Below are 17,844 nucleotides of genomic sequence, written 5' to 3'. Positions count from 1 at the left end.
TAACTTAAACAAATGATGAAAAACTTTTTAATTTTATTTTCTTTTATACTTGTTACATGTAAAGAAAGTAGTCATAACCAAACAGTCAATGAAACTAAAACATCAACGCTTAAAAAAAATGACAGCCCAGCAACAAAACTTAATGTGTCGGATGATCCAATTCATGACAATAAAAATAAATTTTCTAATATTAATCAATCAGAAAACTCAAACACTATAAACTCCAAATTTATAGGTCATTTTTTAGTAACACAAGCAACAGAGGAAACAACAACGGGCACTGCATTTATTAAATATTCTTTTAGTATAAAAAAAGATAAGGCAATCTTAGTAACAGAAACGTATCAAGAACCAATTATTTGCAATGGTGATTATAAAACTCTTGAAAAAAATGATATTTTAGAATTATACTATTCAGGAAACGAGAAAAATTGTCAATCAATAACTCCTAATTTTAAAATTAAAAAAGAAAACAACACTTATTATATCAAAGGAGTTGGAGGTGAAACTACATTTAATGAATGGATAAGATTAGATAAAACCCAATAATATCTATATAAAGTAAAATCTAAAACCAATTCATCCCATAATACACAATTTCCAAAAAAATTCCATTTCATTAAAAAAATATTTATACCTTTGCTCTGTGATTTTTAACAATGGAACATATTATTATAGAATTTTTACCTCAGCTCTGGGATAGGGATTCTTATGAATATAATTTAAAACCTCGTCCTAGGGACGAGGTTTTTTTATTTTAAAAAATAGAAAAAGATGAAAATAAGTATTATTGGAGTGGGATTAATCGGAGGTTCGATGGCTTTGAAATTAAGAGAGAAAAACCTGGCCAGCTTCATCTACGGAATCGATAACAATACACAGCATATCAGTGACGCATTGGAACTTAAAATCATTGATGCGGGAGTAGATCTTGAACATGGAATTAAAAATTCGGATCTGATTATTCTTGCTATTCCTGTAGACGCTGCACGAAAACTATTGCCTTCTGTTCTGGATCTTGTGTCTGACCAGCAGACGGTAATGGATGCAGGCTCCACCAAAGCAGGCATTGTGCATGCGGTAAAAAACCACCCGAAACGATCAAGATTTGTAGCGTTCCACCCGATGTGGGGAACGGAAAACAATGGTCCGAAATCCGCTATTGCTGAAAGTTTCTCGGGAAAAGCTGGTGTCATCTGCAACAAAGAAGAATCGGCCGACGATGCTCTGGCTACCGTTGAAAAAGTAGTCAATGCTCTCGATATGCACATGATTTATATGAATGCAGAAGATCATGATGTTCATACCGCTTATATTTCCCATATCTCCCATATTACATCTTACGCCCTTGCCAATACCGTATTGGAAAAAGAACGTGAAGAAGAAACGATTTTCCAGCTTGCCAGTTCCGGTTTTTCAAGTACCGTTCGTCTTGCCAAGTCGCATCCGGAAATGTGGGTTCCTATCTTTAAACAAAACAAAGAAAATGTACTGGACGTTTTGAACGAACATATTACTCAGCTCAGAAAATTCAAATCCGCTCTGGAAAAAGAAAACTATGAATATCTGGAAGAATTGATTTCTAACGCCAACAGAATCAGAGGAATTTTAAGATAAAAATCCTTATACAATACTAAAAGCCCGACGGTTTTTACTTTTATTTTATTAAGAAACCCTTAGTCATAGTGGCTAAGGGTTTTATATTTTGAAATAAAATGATTTCTATTAACATTCCGGAACGTTGACTGCAATGGCCAATCCGCCTTCCGAAGTTTCTTTAAAACGGTCACTCATCGACTGAGCGGTTTCCCACATGGTCAGAATCACTTCATCCAATGTTACTTTTGCTTTCGTGGGATCACTTTCCAGTGCAATATTGGCTGCTGTAATGGCTTTCATCGCTCCCATCGTATTCCTTTCAATACATGGAATCTGTACCAGCCCTTTAATTGGATCGCAGGTTAATCCAAGGTGATGTTCCATCGCAATTTCTGCCGCCATCAATACCTGTCCTACACTTCCTCCTAAGATTTCTGTAAGTCCGGCTGCTGCCATTGCAGAAGATACTCCGATTTCCGCCTGACATCCTCCCATCGCTGCAGAAATAGTTGCATTTTTCTTGAATAAAGTCCCGATTTCTCCCGCTACAAGCAAGAATCTTATAATATCCTCCTCACTCGTAAATGGGGTAAATGCCTGAGAGTACATCAATACCGCCGGAATAACTCCACTTGCCCCATTGGTAGGTGCGGTAATAATTCTTCCGAAGCTTGCATTCTCTTCATTCACTGCCAGTGCAAAGCAGGCAATCCACTTGTTGATATTAGTAAAGTTCTCTTCAGCATCTACTACCTGCTGGAACCATTCGTCTTTGTTTTTATAGATTTTATCTCCCAGCAGCTTTCTGTTGATCCCTGCGGCTCTTCTGGAAACATTCAGTCCGCCAGGAAGAACTCCTTCCTTATTGACACCTTTGTAGATACATTCTTTGATCTGCTGCCAGATATAAAGTGCTTCCTGCCTCGTTTCATCCTGGGTTCTCCAGCTTTCTTCATTCATGAAAATCAAATCTGACATTTTATCAAATCCCAGCTTTTCACAATATTTTGCAATATCTGAAGCTTTATGACACGGATACAGCGTACGTACACACTGCTTCTGAATAGAGTTTTTTTCCTGGCTGGCAATGAAACCGCCTCCTACAGAATAAAAATCCTGCACAAGTTCAGTTCCGTCTTCGAAAACAGCTCTGAAGATCATTCCGTTCGGATGAAAATCAAGGCTCTTTTTCATGTTTAAAATCAAATGATGTCCGTAGATAAACGGAATTACCTTTTCACCACCAAGGTTAATGGTTTGAGTACTCTTGATATAATCTATCTTTTCATCAATTTTTGAAGTATTGATCGTTTTAAAATCCTCTCCATTCAACCCAAGCATTCCCGCAATATCAGTTCCGTGCCCGATTCCCGTTTTTGCGAGTGAGCCAAAGAATTCAAGAAAAACCTCTTTAACTTCTTCTATTGATCTTTCTCTTTTTATAATCCTGATAAATGCTGCTGCTGCGTTCCAGGGTCCCATCGTGTGTGAACTGGACGGACCTATTCCTACTTTAATAATTTCAAAAACCGATATTGATTCCATAAATGATTCGTCATTTTCCTCAGAAACAAAGATACATGATAAATCCTGAAATATACCTTCAAATTTTTAATGATATCAACATATCATCACAATATAAAAGCTATTGCAGGCATTCTTCATGCTGCGAAAGATCAAGCCCTTTATTTTCAGACTCTTCAGAAACTCTTAAGGTGATCATGGAATCTGTAAGTTTATATAAAATTAATGAACCTAAAAAAGTAAAAACAGAAACCAAAACAAGGGCTGCCATATGATGAAGAAAAACATCAATTCCACCATGAAGCAGACTTGCTTTTTCACCATGAGCAAAAATGGCGGTAAGAATCATTCCCATAATCCCTCCTACTCCATGGCAGGCAAAAACATCGAGGGTATCATCTACTTTCTTTAAAACCTTCCAGTTCACCATCAGATTGGACACGATTGCTGTGATAAATCCGATAAAAAGGCTTTCCTGAATGCTTACAAAACCACATCCGGGAGTTATTGCCACCAATCCTACTACAGCTCCAATACAGGCTCCTAAAGCCGATACACTTCTCCCATTGATTCTGTCAAAAAAGATCCAGGTCATCATCGCCGAAGCAGAAGCAATGGTAGTTGTTCCAAAAGCGGTAGCCGCAGATGCAGAAGCACTCAAAGCAGATCCGGCATTAAATCCGAACCATCCGAACCACAGCATTCCTGTTCCCAGAAGCACATATGGAATATTGGACGGCTCATGATGAGGATTCTTCCTGTTTCCTACCACCAAAGCTCCGGCAAGTGCAGCAAAACCAGCACTCATATGCACAACAGTTCCTCCTGCAAAGTCTTTTACCCCGAAATATTTGTTTAAAAGACCCTCAGGATGCCATACCATATGACAAAGCGGCGTATAAATAAATATACTGAAAAGAACAATGAACAATAAATAAGATATAAAACGAACCCTTTCTGCAAAAGATCCGGTAATAATTGCCGGAGTAATAACAGCAAATTTCATCTGAAACAAGGCAAAAAGAATAAAAGGAATTGTGGGAGCCATCAGTTTATGAGGCAGATTTCCTACTCCTTTAAAAAAGGGATAACTGAGTGGATTTCCAATGATCCCGTAATGTTTTCCGGCAATTGTAATTCCGATAGATTCACCGAAAGATAAAGAAAAGCCTACGACTACCCACACCATAGAGATAACGCCTAAGGCAATAAAACTCTGCAGCATGGTAGAAATTACATTTTTCCTTCCGACCATTCCTCCGTAAAAAAAGGAAAGTCCTGGCGTCATGAGCAAAACAAGTCCTGCCGCGGCCAGAATCCAGGCAACATCAGCGCCGACAATTTTATCTTCACTTAAGAATTCCCTTGTATCAGGAATATCGGCAGCCGGATTCCAGAATAAACCACCAATGGCAACGATTGCGATAACAGAGAATGAAACGATCCATTTTAATCCTACTTTCATAAAATTTATATTTAACCCTATCAAATTTAAATATAAATTCTATAAAAACTACACTTTTAAACCAAACACCCCTAAAAAAATATTCAATCTGGAACTTTTTCAATTTTTTCAGAAAAAATCTCTGACAGTATTTTGGAAACTTCTTTGGATTTAGTGGCCGGAAAAAGATGTGTTCCTCCTTTCACCACATAATTCGGATTTGAATAGCGGATGGGAAAAACAATGTCTTTATCACCTAATATCTGAATGACATTGGGATTCTCTTCAAATTTCCATTCGGAAACTTTTTCTACGGACCATTTGAGGTAATAAGGATCTCTTACTTTAAAATATTGAAGGAGTTTCGGATTTTTAGGATCAAAAAGCTTTCGGATCACAGCATATACGTTGGCTGCTTTATCGTTGAATAAACCTACAGGAAGTATTCTTGGAATTTTTGTAACCTCGCCTGTCCTGATGAATCTGGATTTTTCCTTATCGGATTTTATACTTCCAAGGATTACCACCTTTTCTGCAGGTTTCAATTGATTAATCTCCTGAACAATGATTCCTCCGAAAGAATACCCCAACAGGCAGAATGGTTCTGAATCATCTACTTTCTCTGCCATTCTTTTGACATAGGCATCGAAAGGCTCATTTTTTTCGGGAATAAGCCAGTCTATAAAAATCAATTCACAGTGTTTGGGAAACTCTATTCTTTCAAGGACTTTAAAGTCTGCTCCCAGACCGCTTACGATATAAATTTTCATACCACTAATTTATAAAAAATAAGGAAATAAAGGATGAGCCTCCTGATTTAACAGCATTAAAAAAGAGCAATTCTCACGAACTGCTCTTCTGTATTAATAGAATATATTTTACTTTTTCTTTTTCGGTACTCTATTCTCATTATCCAGCATTTCTGTGGAAACTTTAAACTGAATATCCATTTCGTTCTTAATGAAATAATCTTTCAATGAAGACTGATAGAATACTTTAAAGTCTCTTCTGTTCAGGGAGAACTTCGCAGATTCAATAGATGTTGTGAACTGGGTAACGTAAACATTCGCTGGGAAAGAAATTGTTTTTCTTACTCCTTTAAGGGTAAGGTCACCGTACACTGTAGAATTGTATTCACTGTTTGCCAAAGGAATAATTTTAGTCAAATGGAATTTTGCAATGGGGAATTTTTTTACTTCAAAAAAGTTTGAGCTTTTCAGATCATTAGTAAGCTTGATCTGATCCTCATCAGAAACATCTCCCGCCATCATACTTCTCATATCTATTACAAACTCTCCATCCACCAGGACCGTATGGTCAAAGTTAAATTTTCCACTTTTCAGCTTTACTGTTCCTGAGTGGGAAGTTTCTTCAGTTTTTACCACTTTATACCCCCACCATCTGATCTCTGATGAAGTCACTTTTGACACTTTATCAAATTTCTTCTGGGCAGAAACAAATGACATGCTTGCGCACACCATAGCAAACAATAGTAATCTTTTCATTCTTTTTTATTTACAATTCAACAAAAATAAAAAAAAGTGTAGAACTTCTACACTTTTAATAATCTTTTTTTGATTAATTTATTGAGCAGTTACCTTTACAAGCATATCAATATCATCTTTCACAAAAACGTCCTGCATAGTAGACTTGTAAGCTACATCAAACTTCTGTCTGTCGAAAGAGAATTTGTTGGATACTAAACTTACTACTCCTTTGCTGTAAGAAATCTTCGCAGGGAAAGAGATTGGGCTGGTTTTTCCTTTTACAGTAAGGTTTCCTGTTACAAGAGAATTGTAGATTTTATCATTGTTTTTCTTTACTCCTGTAATTTTGAAAGTTGCTGTTGGGAATTTTTCAACTTCAAAGAAGTCACCATTCTTAAGATGTCCGTTTAATTTCTGCTGGTATTCTCCTGTAAGGTCAGTAGAACTGATAGTAGTCATATCCAACACGAAACTTCCGCCTACCAATTGGTTTCCTTTCATTACCATATCTCCGGATTTCACTTTTACAGTACCGTCGTGAGAGCTGGCCTCAGATTTTGCTACTTTGTATCCCCACCAGTGTACATCAGATGCTACTACTTTTTTTGACTGTCCGAACGCTAAACCTCCGGCTAAAACTGCTAATAAAAATATTTTTTTCATTGAATAGAGTTGTTTACTTATTTAACAATACAAAGGTAGGCATCTTACTCAATAGATTTCATTGATGTATATCAATAAAATTTATAATTTTCATGAATAATATCATCTCATAAAAAAACTCCGAATTTCTTCGGAGCTTTATTTTATACCTGATAGTAAGCCGTATAAAGTGCTATACCATTTAATGCAGTGTGGTTTTGCTTGACCAGATAGATCGGAATGTTTTTAAGCATTTCCTCCATTTTATCACTGATCTTGAATTTCTCATAGAATTTCGCCTTATCAATATATTCTGCGATCATCTGTGGAATATCTCCGGCAATCAGTAATCCTCCGGTAGCTTTTAATTTTAATGTTAAGTTATTGGCCTCTCTTGCCAGGAACTCAAGGAAAGTATCTAAAGCAATTTTGCAGATCAAAACATTTTCCTCTACAGCAGCTTTATAAAGCTCTTCCACAAAATTCCCCTTCGCAAGACGTTCTCCTAACCATTCCGGTTCCGGGTGTCTTTTCACATCTCTCAGGAATCTGTAAATATTGAATAGTCCTGACTTGGATAATACATTTTCCCAGCTTACAATACCATAGATATTATTTAAAAACTGGTAAAATTCAACTTCTACGTTGGTTCTTGGTGAAAATTCTGAGTGCCCTCCCTCTGTTGCGAAAGGTCTCAGGTATTTTCCGTCAAAGAAATAGCCGGCTTCTCCTAATCCGTTTCCGGGAGCAAGAACCGCCACATTTCCTTTTTCAAGATGTCCGCTGGTATAAATGGCTTCAAGATGGTTATCTTCAAGAAGAGCCATTCCATAGGCAGAAGCTTCCAGGTCATTCAGCATTTCTACTTTTTCAAACCCGAAATCGCGTGTATACTCGGCAATATCTAAATGCCAACCTAATCTTGCCGGACTGCTTTTCCCATCCAATACAGGACCTGGCACTGCCATTCCCAGACGTTTTACATTCTCAAGCTGGTTATCCTGAATAAACTTCTTTAAAATATCTGAAAAGGAAGCATATTCTTTGGTTGCATATGTATTTTCTACTTTTATCTCAAGACCTCCGTTCCCGGAAACAAAATAGCCTAAGATTGTTATATCTTCACGAAGACTTGCTCCAATGATAGAAACACTATCATTATTACTGTTCTCTACTCCTGGTAAATAAAGTGGAAATTTTGGATTCAGAATCATAACCTCAAATTTTACCAAATATAATAATTGTTTTTGTAAATCCTGCACAGAACAAAAAAACCTTTTCACTTTCGTGAAAAGGTTTTGGTTAATAATTGTTTATATATTAAATCTAACTACTTTCCTAATGGAATATTATAACCGAATCCTACCCCGATATTCCCCACATTATAGTCCTGACCTGGCAAATCTCCTTTAGTACCTACAAAAACCTTTTGGTATTGTACGAAGAAGTTCCAGTCTCTGTTGTGGTATCCGATCTCCGGTTTAAGATAGAAACCTCCGCCTGCTCTTTCAACATTGGTATTGGATGCTACAGCTTTATCTCCAACCAAAAATCCGTATCCTAAATCAGTTCCGAAATAAAAACCGGTTTGTTTTGGATAAATTCTGATTAAAGCTGCTACAGGAACTACTCCTACATCATTGTTTTTATATCCGTTGTTGTCTTTTCCAAAATAATGAGTATATCCTGATGCGATACCCAGCCCAAATCCCGGTGTAATCAGATTCTGGTAAGCTACATCCACTCCTACTGCTGCAGAAAGGTTATCTGCGGGAACTGCTAAACCAACATTTGCACCTACCTTGATCATATTGTTCATTTGAGCACTTTGGGCGCTTGCCATACCTGCTGTTAAAATACCAGCCAGTACTATTGCTTGTTTAAACATTTTCATAACTCTAATTTTTTAATTTTACTAAACAAGAGGATGTAAAAATCATGCCAAGCAAAGGTTTCTATTTGATTTTAACATTAATAAAATTTATAAAATAATGAATATCAATACTTTAATTTTAACAAAAATTAAATATTTGTTTAACAAAATTTATCAAAAACGGACCTCGAAAAGTGAATTATAGCAACAAGAAAGCAAGCAAGAAGATGGAAGCTGGAAGTAATATCCTCTTTTATGAAACTCACGTCTGTTATAATTAAAGTAAAGAGAAATTTCTCCGTCCTGTACACCATAACTCCCAGCTTTCAGCCTAAAAACAATATTAACAATCCTTAACCCGTTATGAGTTTTAACCTTCTTCTTAGAATTACATCAAAAAATAAATTCTCCATGATGGCAGATTCATTAGTAAAAAACAAGCATCTTCTCTGGCGGGCAGGTTTTGGTGTTGGTATTCATCAAATTGATGGTTTGAAAAATAAAAACATTAAAACGCTGATGAATGAATTATTTAAAGAAGAAAGTTTCAGCGAGATCACCTATGATACTCCTGATCCGGTTTCGGCAGCAGATTATATGAACAGTACAGCTCCTGCGGAAAAGAAAAAAGAAATGCAGCGGATCAACAGGGAACAAAATAATGAACTTAATCTGAACTTCCTGAACGCTATCGTTAACAACAAGGAGCAGATGAGGGAAAAGATGGCCTTTTTCTGGCATGGGCATTTTGCATCAAGAGTACAAAATCCAAGGTTCAACAAACAGCTTTTAAATACGATAAGAAAAAATGCACTGGGCAATTTCAGAGATCTGCTTTTTGAAGTAAGCCAGTCGCCTGCCATGTTGAATTTTCTGAATAACCAACAGAATAAAAAAGACCATCCTAATGAGAATTTTGCCCGTGAAGTGATGGAACTGTTTACCATGGGAAGAGGAAATTACACTGAAAAGGACGTAAGAGAAGGAGCAAGAGCTTTTACAGGATGGAGTTATGATAAAGAAGGGAATTTTAAAGAAAGAAAAAATCTCCATGATGAAGGCAGCAAAACTTTCCTGGGAAAAACAGGCAACTTTGACGGAAATGATGTTCTCAATATTATTCTGGAACAAAAGACAACGGCTCAGTTTATTACCACAAAGATCTATAAGTTTTTTGTGAATGAAAAAGTGGATCAGGATATCGTCAATACACTCAGTACAAACTTCTACCATTCAGGATATGACATTAAAAAGCTGATGACTGAGATCTTTTTAAGCACCTGGTTTTATGATCAGAAAAATATCGGAAACAGAATAAAATCACCTATAGAACTGATGGCAGGTATGATGCGAATCCTTCCAATGCATATTCAGAACCCTGAAAACCTCATCGTGTATCAGAAATTACTGGGGCAAATGCTGCTTTACCCGCCCAATGTAGCGGGATGGCCGAATGGAAAGGCATGGATTGACAGTTCTACTTTAATGCTGAGGCTTCAGGTTCCGCAGATCTGGTCCGGACTCCGCCCTTTGGAATACAGCCCACGGCAGGATGATGATATTGATATGGGAATGAAATCCCGTGAAACAGCATTAAATAAAAGCTTTAAAAACCCGAATATCACCATCGACTGGGATCGTATTGAAAAGCTTTTCGCCTATAAAAACTGTGAAGATTATCTTCTGCAGAATACCCAAAGCCTCGATATGAACTCTGTAAGTAATTTTTCAGACAAGAGTATAAAAATGACTGTCATCAACCTGATGTCTACTCCGGAATACCAGTTATGTTAGGTAGGAGGTTTTAGGTTGCAGGTAGCAGGTAATAGCTGTCGCAGAATAACTTGGCTACCCCTGATTTATTTTCTGCTGCTATAAAAATATAATGCACCCCAGCCCTATAATTTACAACCTGCAACCTGTCATCTGCCACCTGCCACCTTAACCCCCAAAAACAAAATTATGTTAATCAAAAGAAGAGAATTCCTCAAAATAAGTTCCCTGGCTACGGCTTCTATGCTGATGCCTAATTTCTTAAAAGCGATGACGCTGGATGAAGCTTTGAATCCCAGTCAGAACATTCTGGTCGTTCTTCAGTTTACGGGTGGAAATGATGGTTTGAATACAATCATTCCGGCAAAAAATGATATTTATTTCAGGGAAAGAAAAACATTGGCCATACAGGATTCAATACCACTTACGGATGAAGCAGGGATTAATCCTTCTCTCTCCTATTTCAAAGAACTTTTTGATAACGGAGAGCTTTCTGTGATGAATAATGTAGGCTATCCCAACCCGGATAAGTCGCATTTCCGAAGCATGGATATCTGGCAGTCGGCAAGCAGAAGTGATCAGTTTCTGGAAACAGGCTGGCTGGGACGTTTTCTGGACGAAGAATGTTATCGCTGTGATCATCCTACGCAGGCACTGGAAGTAGATGATATGCTTAGTCTGGCCCTAAAAGGTGAAAATAACAAAGCTTTTGCCTTTAAAGATCCCAAAAGACTCTATCAGACCAGTCAGGAAAAATATTTCAAATCTCTTTATGATCATCATCACGACGATGAAACGGTATCTTACCTTTATCAGACTTTAGGTTCTACCATTAATAATGCTGATTATATTTTTGAAAAAAGCAAAGCTAAAAAAACAGAGCAGGTTTACCCCAATTCCCAGTTAGGAAAAGATTTTAAAACGGTTGCTTCTTTGATAAAATCAGACATCAATACTCAGGTGTACTATCTTTCTGTAGGAAGTTTTGATACGCATGTCAATCAGAATGACAGACAAAAAAAGTTATTTGATGATATCAACGAGTCGGTAAAATCATTTGTTGCAGATATGAAAAGTAATGGGCTCTTTAAAAATATACTGTTGATGACATTCTCAGAGTTTGGACGTCGTGTGGCACAGAATGCCAGTAACGGAACCGATCACGGGACCGCCAACCAGATGTTCTTTATCAGCGGAAACCTTAAGAAAAAAGGACTGTTAAATACACTTCCTGATCTGCAGAATCTGAATGATGGTGATCTTATTTATAAAGAGGATTTCAGAAAAGTATATGCAACAATTCTGAAAAACTGGCTTAAAGCGGACTCTTCCAAAGTATTGGGATGGAAAGATGGTATTTATGATTTTGTGTAGGGAAACCGGGATTCTACGGAACGACACAATTGGAACGGTGATGTATCCAAACAGCTTGTCATTCCTTAGGAATCCAGCCTTTGCTATAAGGAATACAAAAACAATCCTGTCCAATACACCAACTGAAGACGTAAAAATTCCCATCCTCCGGACGGGTGCCGAAAATTCAAAGAATTTTTGACGGGGTGGTTTTCAGTACTCATTAAAAAGATCCATTACCAACAAAAAAGAGACTGTACCTTGTTATGACAGTCTCTTTTCAATAATTTTAAATGTAAACTACTTTTACGTTTAAGCCGTAATCTGCTTTTTTTCGTTTTCTTTCTCTTCCTGTTTTTTATCTATTTTCTCAGATATTTTTTTAACGATATACTCTATCGCCAGCGGTGCTATGATTGCAATTAATGCTTTAAATATTCTTGATTTCATAATTAATTTGGTATTGTTAAGGTAATACTACAATTTCCAAGCCAAGATAAATTATGAAAATAAATTATCTTCAACAAAGCCCTGTGAATGGTACATTTAAACTAATTTAGTTTTCCTCAGGAACAATCAGATTCTGATAATTTTTACTGCCTGCCCTGAACTTTTCCTCCATTTTCAACCGTAGTTTTTTGGGCTTATGTACAATCAGAGAGTCTCCGAACCCAAGCAAGAGTCTTTCCAGCTCAAAATTGATCTGCACACATATTTTAAACAGTGTGCCGTCACGGTCTTCCTTTAGGATCTCCTGACTTTTATGTAGTGGTTTTGTTTTCACATAGGGAGCATTTCCCGAATCCACCCAAAAGACTACATTCCTGGGATCCATTGACTCTGCAACAGTTACTCCTACAATATCTTTAAAATATTCATCTCCATCCAGATCCTTGTCAATATAGAGAAGACTATCATCTGTTTCGATACTTTCCATTCTGTCCAGTGCCAGATTGTACATTTTTTGTTTGTAAAGACAGATCAGAAACCAACGGTTGTTGAATTCCTTCAGCAGCTGTGGATGTACTGTAAAAATATTGGATTCCCTTGCCGTAAAGCTTTTATAAAGGATCTTCAGTACTTTTTTACTGGCAATACTTTCATACAGAATATCAATATGTTCCAATCCTTTTAGCTGTTCATTTTTATCCAGATGAATAATAGATTTCTGGCTGGTGGCATGAATAGAATCTTCCAGTTTCTGAATAACCCCATTCATTTCTTTGAACATAGAAAAGTCTTTAAATTGTTTTAAAATCTGAACTGCATTGTTCATTGCCTTCAGATCACTTTCATTCACAGAAATATTATGAATGCTGTATTCCGGATCACTGTAACGGTAGTATTTTCTTTCATAAACTTCAATAGGAGCTTCATACCCGAATTTTTCACTCCGCATATTCTGAAGATCGAGCTGAACAGTCCTCTTACTTACATAAGATTCTTTTCCCTCAAATTCAAACAATGCTTCCGAACATTCATCAATGAGATCTTCCAGCGTGTATTTCCTGTATTTATTTTTAAGACATTTATCTAATGTTTTATACCTGATCAGAGCATTTTTATTGGATGACATACCTTAGTGTTTAATGATTGGGTGTTTCTTTTAATAGCAATCTGCTTTTATTTCTGCTCTTTTCCTGAAAATTATTTCTCTCTCAAAGCATTTTCGTCAAAAGTAATCCCTTCCCAGCCGAATTTCATAAAGTTCCGGATATTCTGATGATCAGTTCCTTCAGGATTTTTCAGCACATCCTCTCTGTAAAACTCACCAAACAGCCAAAGTGTCTCTTCTTTTGTCAGATCCTTAATGCTTGCAAAACTGAAGACCTTGCAAGAACCGTTGTTCTGTCCGGCCTGATTGGTTGTATCTCCGTTTTGAAAGGCAGTAGGAGTAAATTCATAATGTTCATCAATATGAGCGATCACATCATTAAACTGGATGGTTTCCGGGAAATGTTTTAATTGTTCTAATAATACCATGAGCCTTGTTTTTTTATTTTATACTATGTTTACGAGTCTGCCAATGTGCTTTTTCGTCTTTTTAATAAATTTTTGTAAAAATAATTAAAATTTCTTTATCTACGCAAAACTATTGCGCAATAATGATATTACTTTGCATCATCAAAATGAAACAATATGGAATTTAATGGAAATCATTTAATCGAATTAGGATATAGACCGGCAAAATGGTTTAAAGATGCCATTACCTATATCAACGAGAATAAGTTGGATGAATATCAGATCGCAGAATATCTGGTACAGTTCAAACAACCAGATCTTATTCCGCTTCATGAAACAGCTAAAGATTTTATAATCAATATACGTGCAGAACACGAAAGTGAAAATGATAATGTGGACAAAGTAATCAAAACGATGAAAGTTCTGATGAAAACCCCTACGCTGATTGGCGGAGCTTTAATGCCGGACGCCTGCCCTACAGGTCCTGAAGGCCAGATTCCGGTGGGAGGAGTGGTCGTGGCTCAAAATGCCATTCACCCGGGATTCCATAGCGCCGATATCTGTTGTTCAGTGATGCTGACGGATTTTGGAAAGACAAATCCTAAAGATGTCCTGGATGCAGCACACTCTGTAACCCACTTCGGATATGGAGGAAGGCCAAGAGGTGAACAGATGTCGATGTCCCAGGAACTGATGGATGCTTTCAGAGAAAATGAGTTCTTAAATGATGAGAAACTGATCAGTATCGCCCGTTCCCATATGGGAACCCAGGGAGACGGAAACCATTTCCTTTTCGTTGGAATTTCCAAAAATACTGGAAACACAATGATGGTAACCCATCACGGATCAAGAGCTCCGGGTGCTGCCTTATATGATAAAGGAATGAAGACCGCCAACCGTTTCAGACAGGAAATCTCCCCTGAAACATTAAGAGAAAATGCCTGGATTCCTTATAATACAGATGAAGGTAAATCGTATTGGGAAGCACTGCAATTAATAAGACAATGGACCAAAGAAAACCATACTTCCCTTCATGATGCCGTGCTGAATAAGCTGGAAATGGAGAAGGAAAACAGATATTGGAACGAACATAACTTCGTTTTCAGAGATGGAGACCTGTTCTATCATGCAAAAGGAGCTACTCCGCTGGATGATAAGTTCATGCCTGATATCACCGGACCAAGACTGATTCCGTTGAATATGGCAGAACCGGTATTGATTGTTCAGGGAAAAACGAATGAAAGAAACCTTGGTTTTGCACCGCACGGAGCAGGAAGAAATTTCAGCAGAAGCCAGCATAAGAGATCTTTGGCTCATAAAACGACCGAGGAGATCTTCAATGAGGAAACAGCAGGATTGGATATCCGTTTCTACTCTAATGAGATTGATATTTCTGAACTTCCAAGCGCTTATAAAAGTGCGAAGAATGTAAGAGCACAGATAGAAGAATACGGACTTTGTGAAGTTCTGGATGAAGTGATGCCTTACGGATGTATTATGGCCGGAGATGTTCAGAAGAATGCTCCGTGGAAGAAAAAAAAGAAATTCAGAAAAGCATAATTTTAATAGTATGTTCAAACCTAACGGGTTTTAGAAACCCGTTAGGTTGAATAAAAACAATAAACCAAATTTCAAAGCACTAAAAAATTCAAGGCAAAGAAAGTTCCTATATTTCCAGATTTACTTTCCGCCTTTTTACAAATTACAAGGCAAACGGAGTTCCTATATTTTTTGGAAAAATACTCCCCGCTTTTTATAAACTATAGGTAAAAGGAGTTCCTATACCCTTCACTTTTAATGAATCTACTCCTCACTTATTTTTTAAACTTAAAACAATGAAAACACTACAATTATTCAATGCTGTACTGGCCAGAAAATCTGATGAAAAGCCATTTATTTCTAATGATGGTTTCATCATTGAACCGGATGCTCTATGGGCAAAAAATGAAATCATCTCTTTTTACGCAAAGGAAAAGCTGAATGGTAATGATTTGAATAAAACCTTTCATAAATCCTGGGAGAAAATAAAGAACACTTCCAGAATTGATTTATTTTTTGAACAGATCACTCATTATATTTCAACCTATGGAAGCGATTTTCAAAGTGAAATCTATATTCCTAATGAAATTTTGAATGTTCCTGATATGAAGCTGGTTTTTAAAGTAATCAAAGCCTATTCTGTGGAAGAAATGCAGGAAAAATGTCTTGCTCTTTTAAGATCAGGAATTGCTTTAAAAGAAGAAACCATTGATGATTTGCTTTCTATTTTACACACGGAGCTGGAATATGATTTTACAGGAAAAGAAAACATCAGAAATAAAGAAGCCATTATAAAAATAGCTGATCTTTATGATATTTACCCTGAAAATCCTGTTGAATTCTTGCGTTATGTCATTTATAAAACGACGAGCACTACGCTTTTAATCAAAAATGATGATTTGATTAATTTAATCAAGCAGAGTAATTTCAATCCGACATATCTGTTTGAAAGCTTTGGAATGGAAAAAATGGCGGAAATCTTCAACAGATTTAAACCATTATTTCTGGCTTATAAAAACAGAGCACCCAAAGCGATCAACAAAATATCAAAGTTATCTAAGATTCATCATAAACCATTGATTTCAAACCCATTGAATGACGCTACCAATACATTACTGGAAAACAGCGATTGGCACTGGCTGGAAAATGCGACACCGTTTGCGTTGTTCAAAGCACTATCAGCTTGTTACGCAAGAATGTACGGTCAGGATACATTTGTCTACAGAATCCGAAACGGAAAATCATGGACTAAAAAAGGTAAGGAAACTTACGTGAATCAGTTCAATTATGATTTCATTCTGGACTTTTTGAAACTAAAGTATGAAAACCTATCCGGAAAGAAATTCTATTTCCCTGAGAATATAGAATTCGCATTGCCAACTTCTGAAAAGATGTTTGTTGGAAATATTCCTACCGGAACCCGTTTTTATGCGGATAGACTGGCTGTAGGTATTTATTGGGAAGACCAATGGGGGGCCAATGACCTTGATCTTTCAGGATTGAACATCGCAGGAAAAATAGGTTGGAATGCCGCTTATAACCATGGTAACGGACAATTGATGTACTCAGGAGATATGACATCAGCGCCTAACGGTGCGGTTGAATATCTTTATGCCAATAAAGGTCTTTGTGAACCAACACTTGTCATGAACAACGTTTTCAGCGGAGATGCCAACTGTGGATATAAAATTGTGATCGGAAAAGGAGATGATATTTCCTACGATTATATGATGAATCCTAATCATCTCTTTGCTGAAGCCAGATGTAATTCTGTTCAGAAGCAAATGATTCTGGGAATGCTTTTAGCGAAGAACGAAAAGCAATGTTTCATACTGTTGAATTTCGGAGCCGGACATTCGCATGTTTCAGGAAATAGCCAGATTTCTGCAATGGCAACAAATGCATTATACCAGCAATGGTATGAAGCGATGTCTTTCAATGAGCTTATCAAAGAGCTTGGCGGTGAGATTACCACAGAAAAAGCGGAAGCTGATTTTGATTTCTCACTGGAAAGCCTGGAAAAAGATAGTTTTATCAGAATTTTTAAATAAATTCTATGGCGTCATCTGATGATATCGGGTGGCGTTTTTTTGTGATAATTTGGTTAGGTAAACGTTGAGAACCACCCCGTCAAAAATTCTTTGAATTTTCGCCACCCTTCTGAGGGAGGGGAATTTTCACGTCTTCAGTTGGGAGTCTGGTAAGAATTGTACTGTTTTCTGTGTGTGTGTTTATGGAATTGCTGCTGGATTCCTATGGAATGACACAATTGCAATGATAGTTTATCCATACAGTTTGTCATTCCGCAGGAATCCGGCCTCCAAAATTCAGAATTACCTAATGTATACTATTACAAACAACTTATATTTTGGCTCCTATGTTTGCAAAAGAATAAATTTACATACAAAGCAAAAGGGGTGAGAGAACAGTTTTGGCTAAATAACTCAGGAAGTATATTGTGCTTTAGAAATATCCTCACTTCTTTATTCCTTTTAGAGTTTGAACAGAATTTAAAGGATCGAAAAAGATATCTTGGATAATAATCAGGAGACAAAACGAAGGAAGACTTGCTTTTATTTAAAGATAAAAATATGAGTGCATTAAAACAGGTTGTAGGAATAGATGTAGCCAAAGATGAACTGGTGGCA

16 protein-coding genes are annotated in these 17,844 nt (G+C 36.9%); 6 read left to right on the top strand and 10 right to left on the bottom strand.

The window, feature by feature from the left end; genetic code table 11:
• Positions 1-12 precede the first annotated feature (12 nt).
• The gene (locus tag ACLI50_RS09085) at positions 13-549 is read left to right on the top strand and encodes a hypothetical protein (RefSeq protein WP_411413606.1); all 537 of its coding nucleotides are present in this window, start codon (positions 13-15) and stop codon (positions 547-549) included.
• A 225-nt stretch (positions 550-774) separates the two neighbouring features.
• Positions 775-1,617 (top strand): prephenate dehydrogenase, encoded by an 843-nt coding sequence (locus ACLI50_RS09080; protein WP_137905854.1) that lies wholly within the window; start codon positions 775-777, stop codon positions 1,615-1,617.
• 108 nt (positions 1,618-1,725) lie between these two features.
• On the opposite strand, the gene ACLI50_RS09075 is transcribed toward ACLI50_RS09080, so the two are convergent.
• From ACLI50_RS09075 to ACLI50_RS09045, 7 genes are all read right to left on the bottom strand, one after another.
• The gene (locus tag ACLI50_RS09075) at positions 1,726-3,144 is read right to left on the bottom strand and encodes an L-serine ammonia-lyase (protein ID WP_110009219.1); all 1,419 of its coding nucleotides are present in this window, start codon (positions 3,142-3,144) and stop codon (positions 1,726-1,728) included.
• 100 nt (positions 3,145-3,244) lie between these two features.
• A complete protein-coding gene (locus ACLI50_RS09070; RefSeq protein ID WP_411413605.1) occupies positions 3,245-4,588 on the bottom strand; it encodes an ammonium transporter in 1,344 nt (447 codons plus the stop codon).
• 83 nt (positions 4,589-4,671) lie between these two features.
• Positions 4,672-5,337: an alpha/beta hydrolase gene (locus ACLI50_RS09065; RefSeq protein ID WP_137905856.1), complete on the bottom strand. Its 666-nt coding sequence runs from the start codon at positions 5,335-5,337 to the stop codon at positions 4,672-4,674.
• Positions 5,338-5,445: 108 nt separating this feature from the next.
• On the bottom strand, positions 5,446-6,072 hold the full coding sequence (locus ACLI50_RS09060) for a YceI family protein (protein WP_411413604.1): 627 nt from the start codon (positions 6,070-6,072) through the stop codon (positions 5,446-5,448).
• Between the two features lie 78 nt (positions 6,073-6,150).
• Positions 6,151-6,717 (bottom strand): YceI family protein, encoded by a 567-nt coding sequence (locus ACLI50_RS09055; RefSeq protein ID WP_202839591.1) that lies wholly within the window; start codon positions 6,715-6,717, stop codon positions 6,151-6,153.
• A gap of 143 nt (positions 6,718-6,860) precedes the next feature.
• The gene (locus ACLI50_RS09050) at positions 6,861-7,910 is read right to left on the bottom strand and encodes a glucokinase (RefSeq protein ID WP_411413603.1); all 1,050 of its coding nucleotides are present in this window, start codon (positions 7,908-7,910) and stop codon (positions 6,861-6,863) included.
• 116 nt (positions 7,911-8,026) lie between these two features.
• On the bottom strand, positions 8,027-8,590 hold the full coding sequence (locus ACLI50_RS09045) for a hypothetical protein (protein ID WP_343643119.1): 564 nt from the start codon (positions 8,588-8,590) through the stop codon (positions 8,027-8,029).
• Between the two features lie 342 nt (positions 8,591-8,932).
• Between ACLI50_RS09045 and ACLI50_RS09040 the strand changes: the two genes are divergently transcribed.
• Both ACLI50_RS09040 and ACLI50_RS09035 read left to right on the top strand, forming a co-directional pair.
• Positions 8,933-10,363 carry a DUF1800 domain-containing protein gene (locus ACLI50_RS09040; RefSeq protein ID WP_411413602.1) on the top strand — a complete coding sequence of 477 codons (1,431 nt, stop codon included), beginning with the start codon at positions 8,933-8,935 and terminating at the stop codon, positions 10,361-10,363.
• Positions 10,364-10,531: 168 nt separating this feature from the next.
• A complete protein-coding gene (locus tag ACLI50_RS09035; RefSeq protein WP_202839595.1) occupies positions 10,532-11,716 on the top strand; it encodes a DUF1501 domain-containing protein in 1,185 nt (394 codons plus the stop codon).
• A 291-nt stretch (positions 11,717-12,007) separates the two neighbouring features.
• On the opposite strand, the gene ACLI50_RS09030 is transcribed toward ACLI50_RS09035, so the two are convergent.
• The 3 genes from ACLI50_RS09030 to ACLI50_RS09020 form a co-directional block, all read right to left on the bottom strand.
• Entirely contained in the window at positions 12,008-12,145 is a 138-nt protein-coding gene (locus ACLI50_RS09030; RefSeq protein ID WP_167348772.1) for a hypothetical protein, read from the bottom strand.
• 106 nt (positions 12,146-12,251) lie between these two features.
• A complete protein-coding gene (locus tag ACLI50_RS09025; RefSeq protein WP_411413601.1) occupies positions 12,252-13,271 on the bottom strand; it encodes a helix-turn-helix transcriptional regulator in 1,020 nt (339 codons plus the stop codon).
• Between the two features lie 71 nt (positions 13,272-13,342).
• On the bottom strand, positions 13,343-13,678 hold the full coding sequence (locus ACLI50_RS09020) for a HopJ type III effector protein (RefSeq protein WP_411413600.1): 336 nt from the start codon (positions 13,676-13,678) through the stop codon (positions 13,343-13,345).
• Positions 13,679-13,834: 156 nt separating this feature from the next.
• On the opposite strand from ACLI50_RS09020, the gene ACLI50_RS09015 reads away from it, so the two are divergent.
• A complete protein-coding gene (locus ACLI50_RS09015) occupies positions 13,835-15,217 on the top strand; it encodes an RtcB family protein (RefSeq protein ID WP_411413599.1) in 1,383 nt (460 codons plus the stop codon).
• A gap of 275 nt (positions 15,218-15,492) precedes the next feature.
• Positions 15,493-17,247, top strand: a complete 1,755-nt coding sequence (locus ACLI50_RS09010; protein WP_411413598.1) for a hypothetical protein — start codon at positions 15,493-15,495, stop codon at positions 17,245-17,247.
• Positions 17,248-17,844: the final 597 nt, after the last annotated feature.

The sequence above is a fragment of the Chryseobacterium cupriresistens genome (assembly GCF_046614675.1).
In the GTDB taxonomy this organism is placed as follows: Bacteria; Bacteroidota; Bacteroidia; order Flavobacteriales; family Weeksellaceae; genus Chryseobacterium; species Chryseobacterium cupriresistens.
Note: the sequence above shows the minus strand (reverse complement) of the source record. Positions and strands in the feature narration are given on the sequence as shown.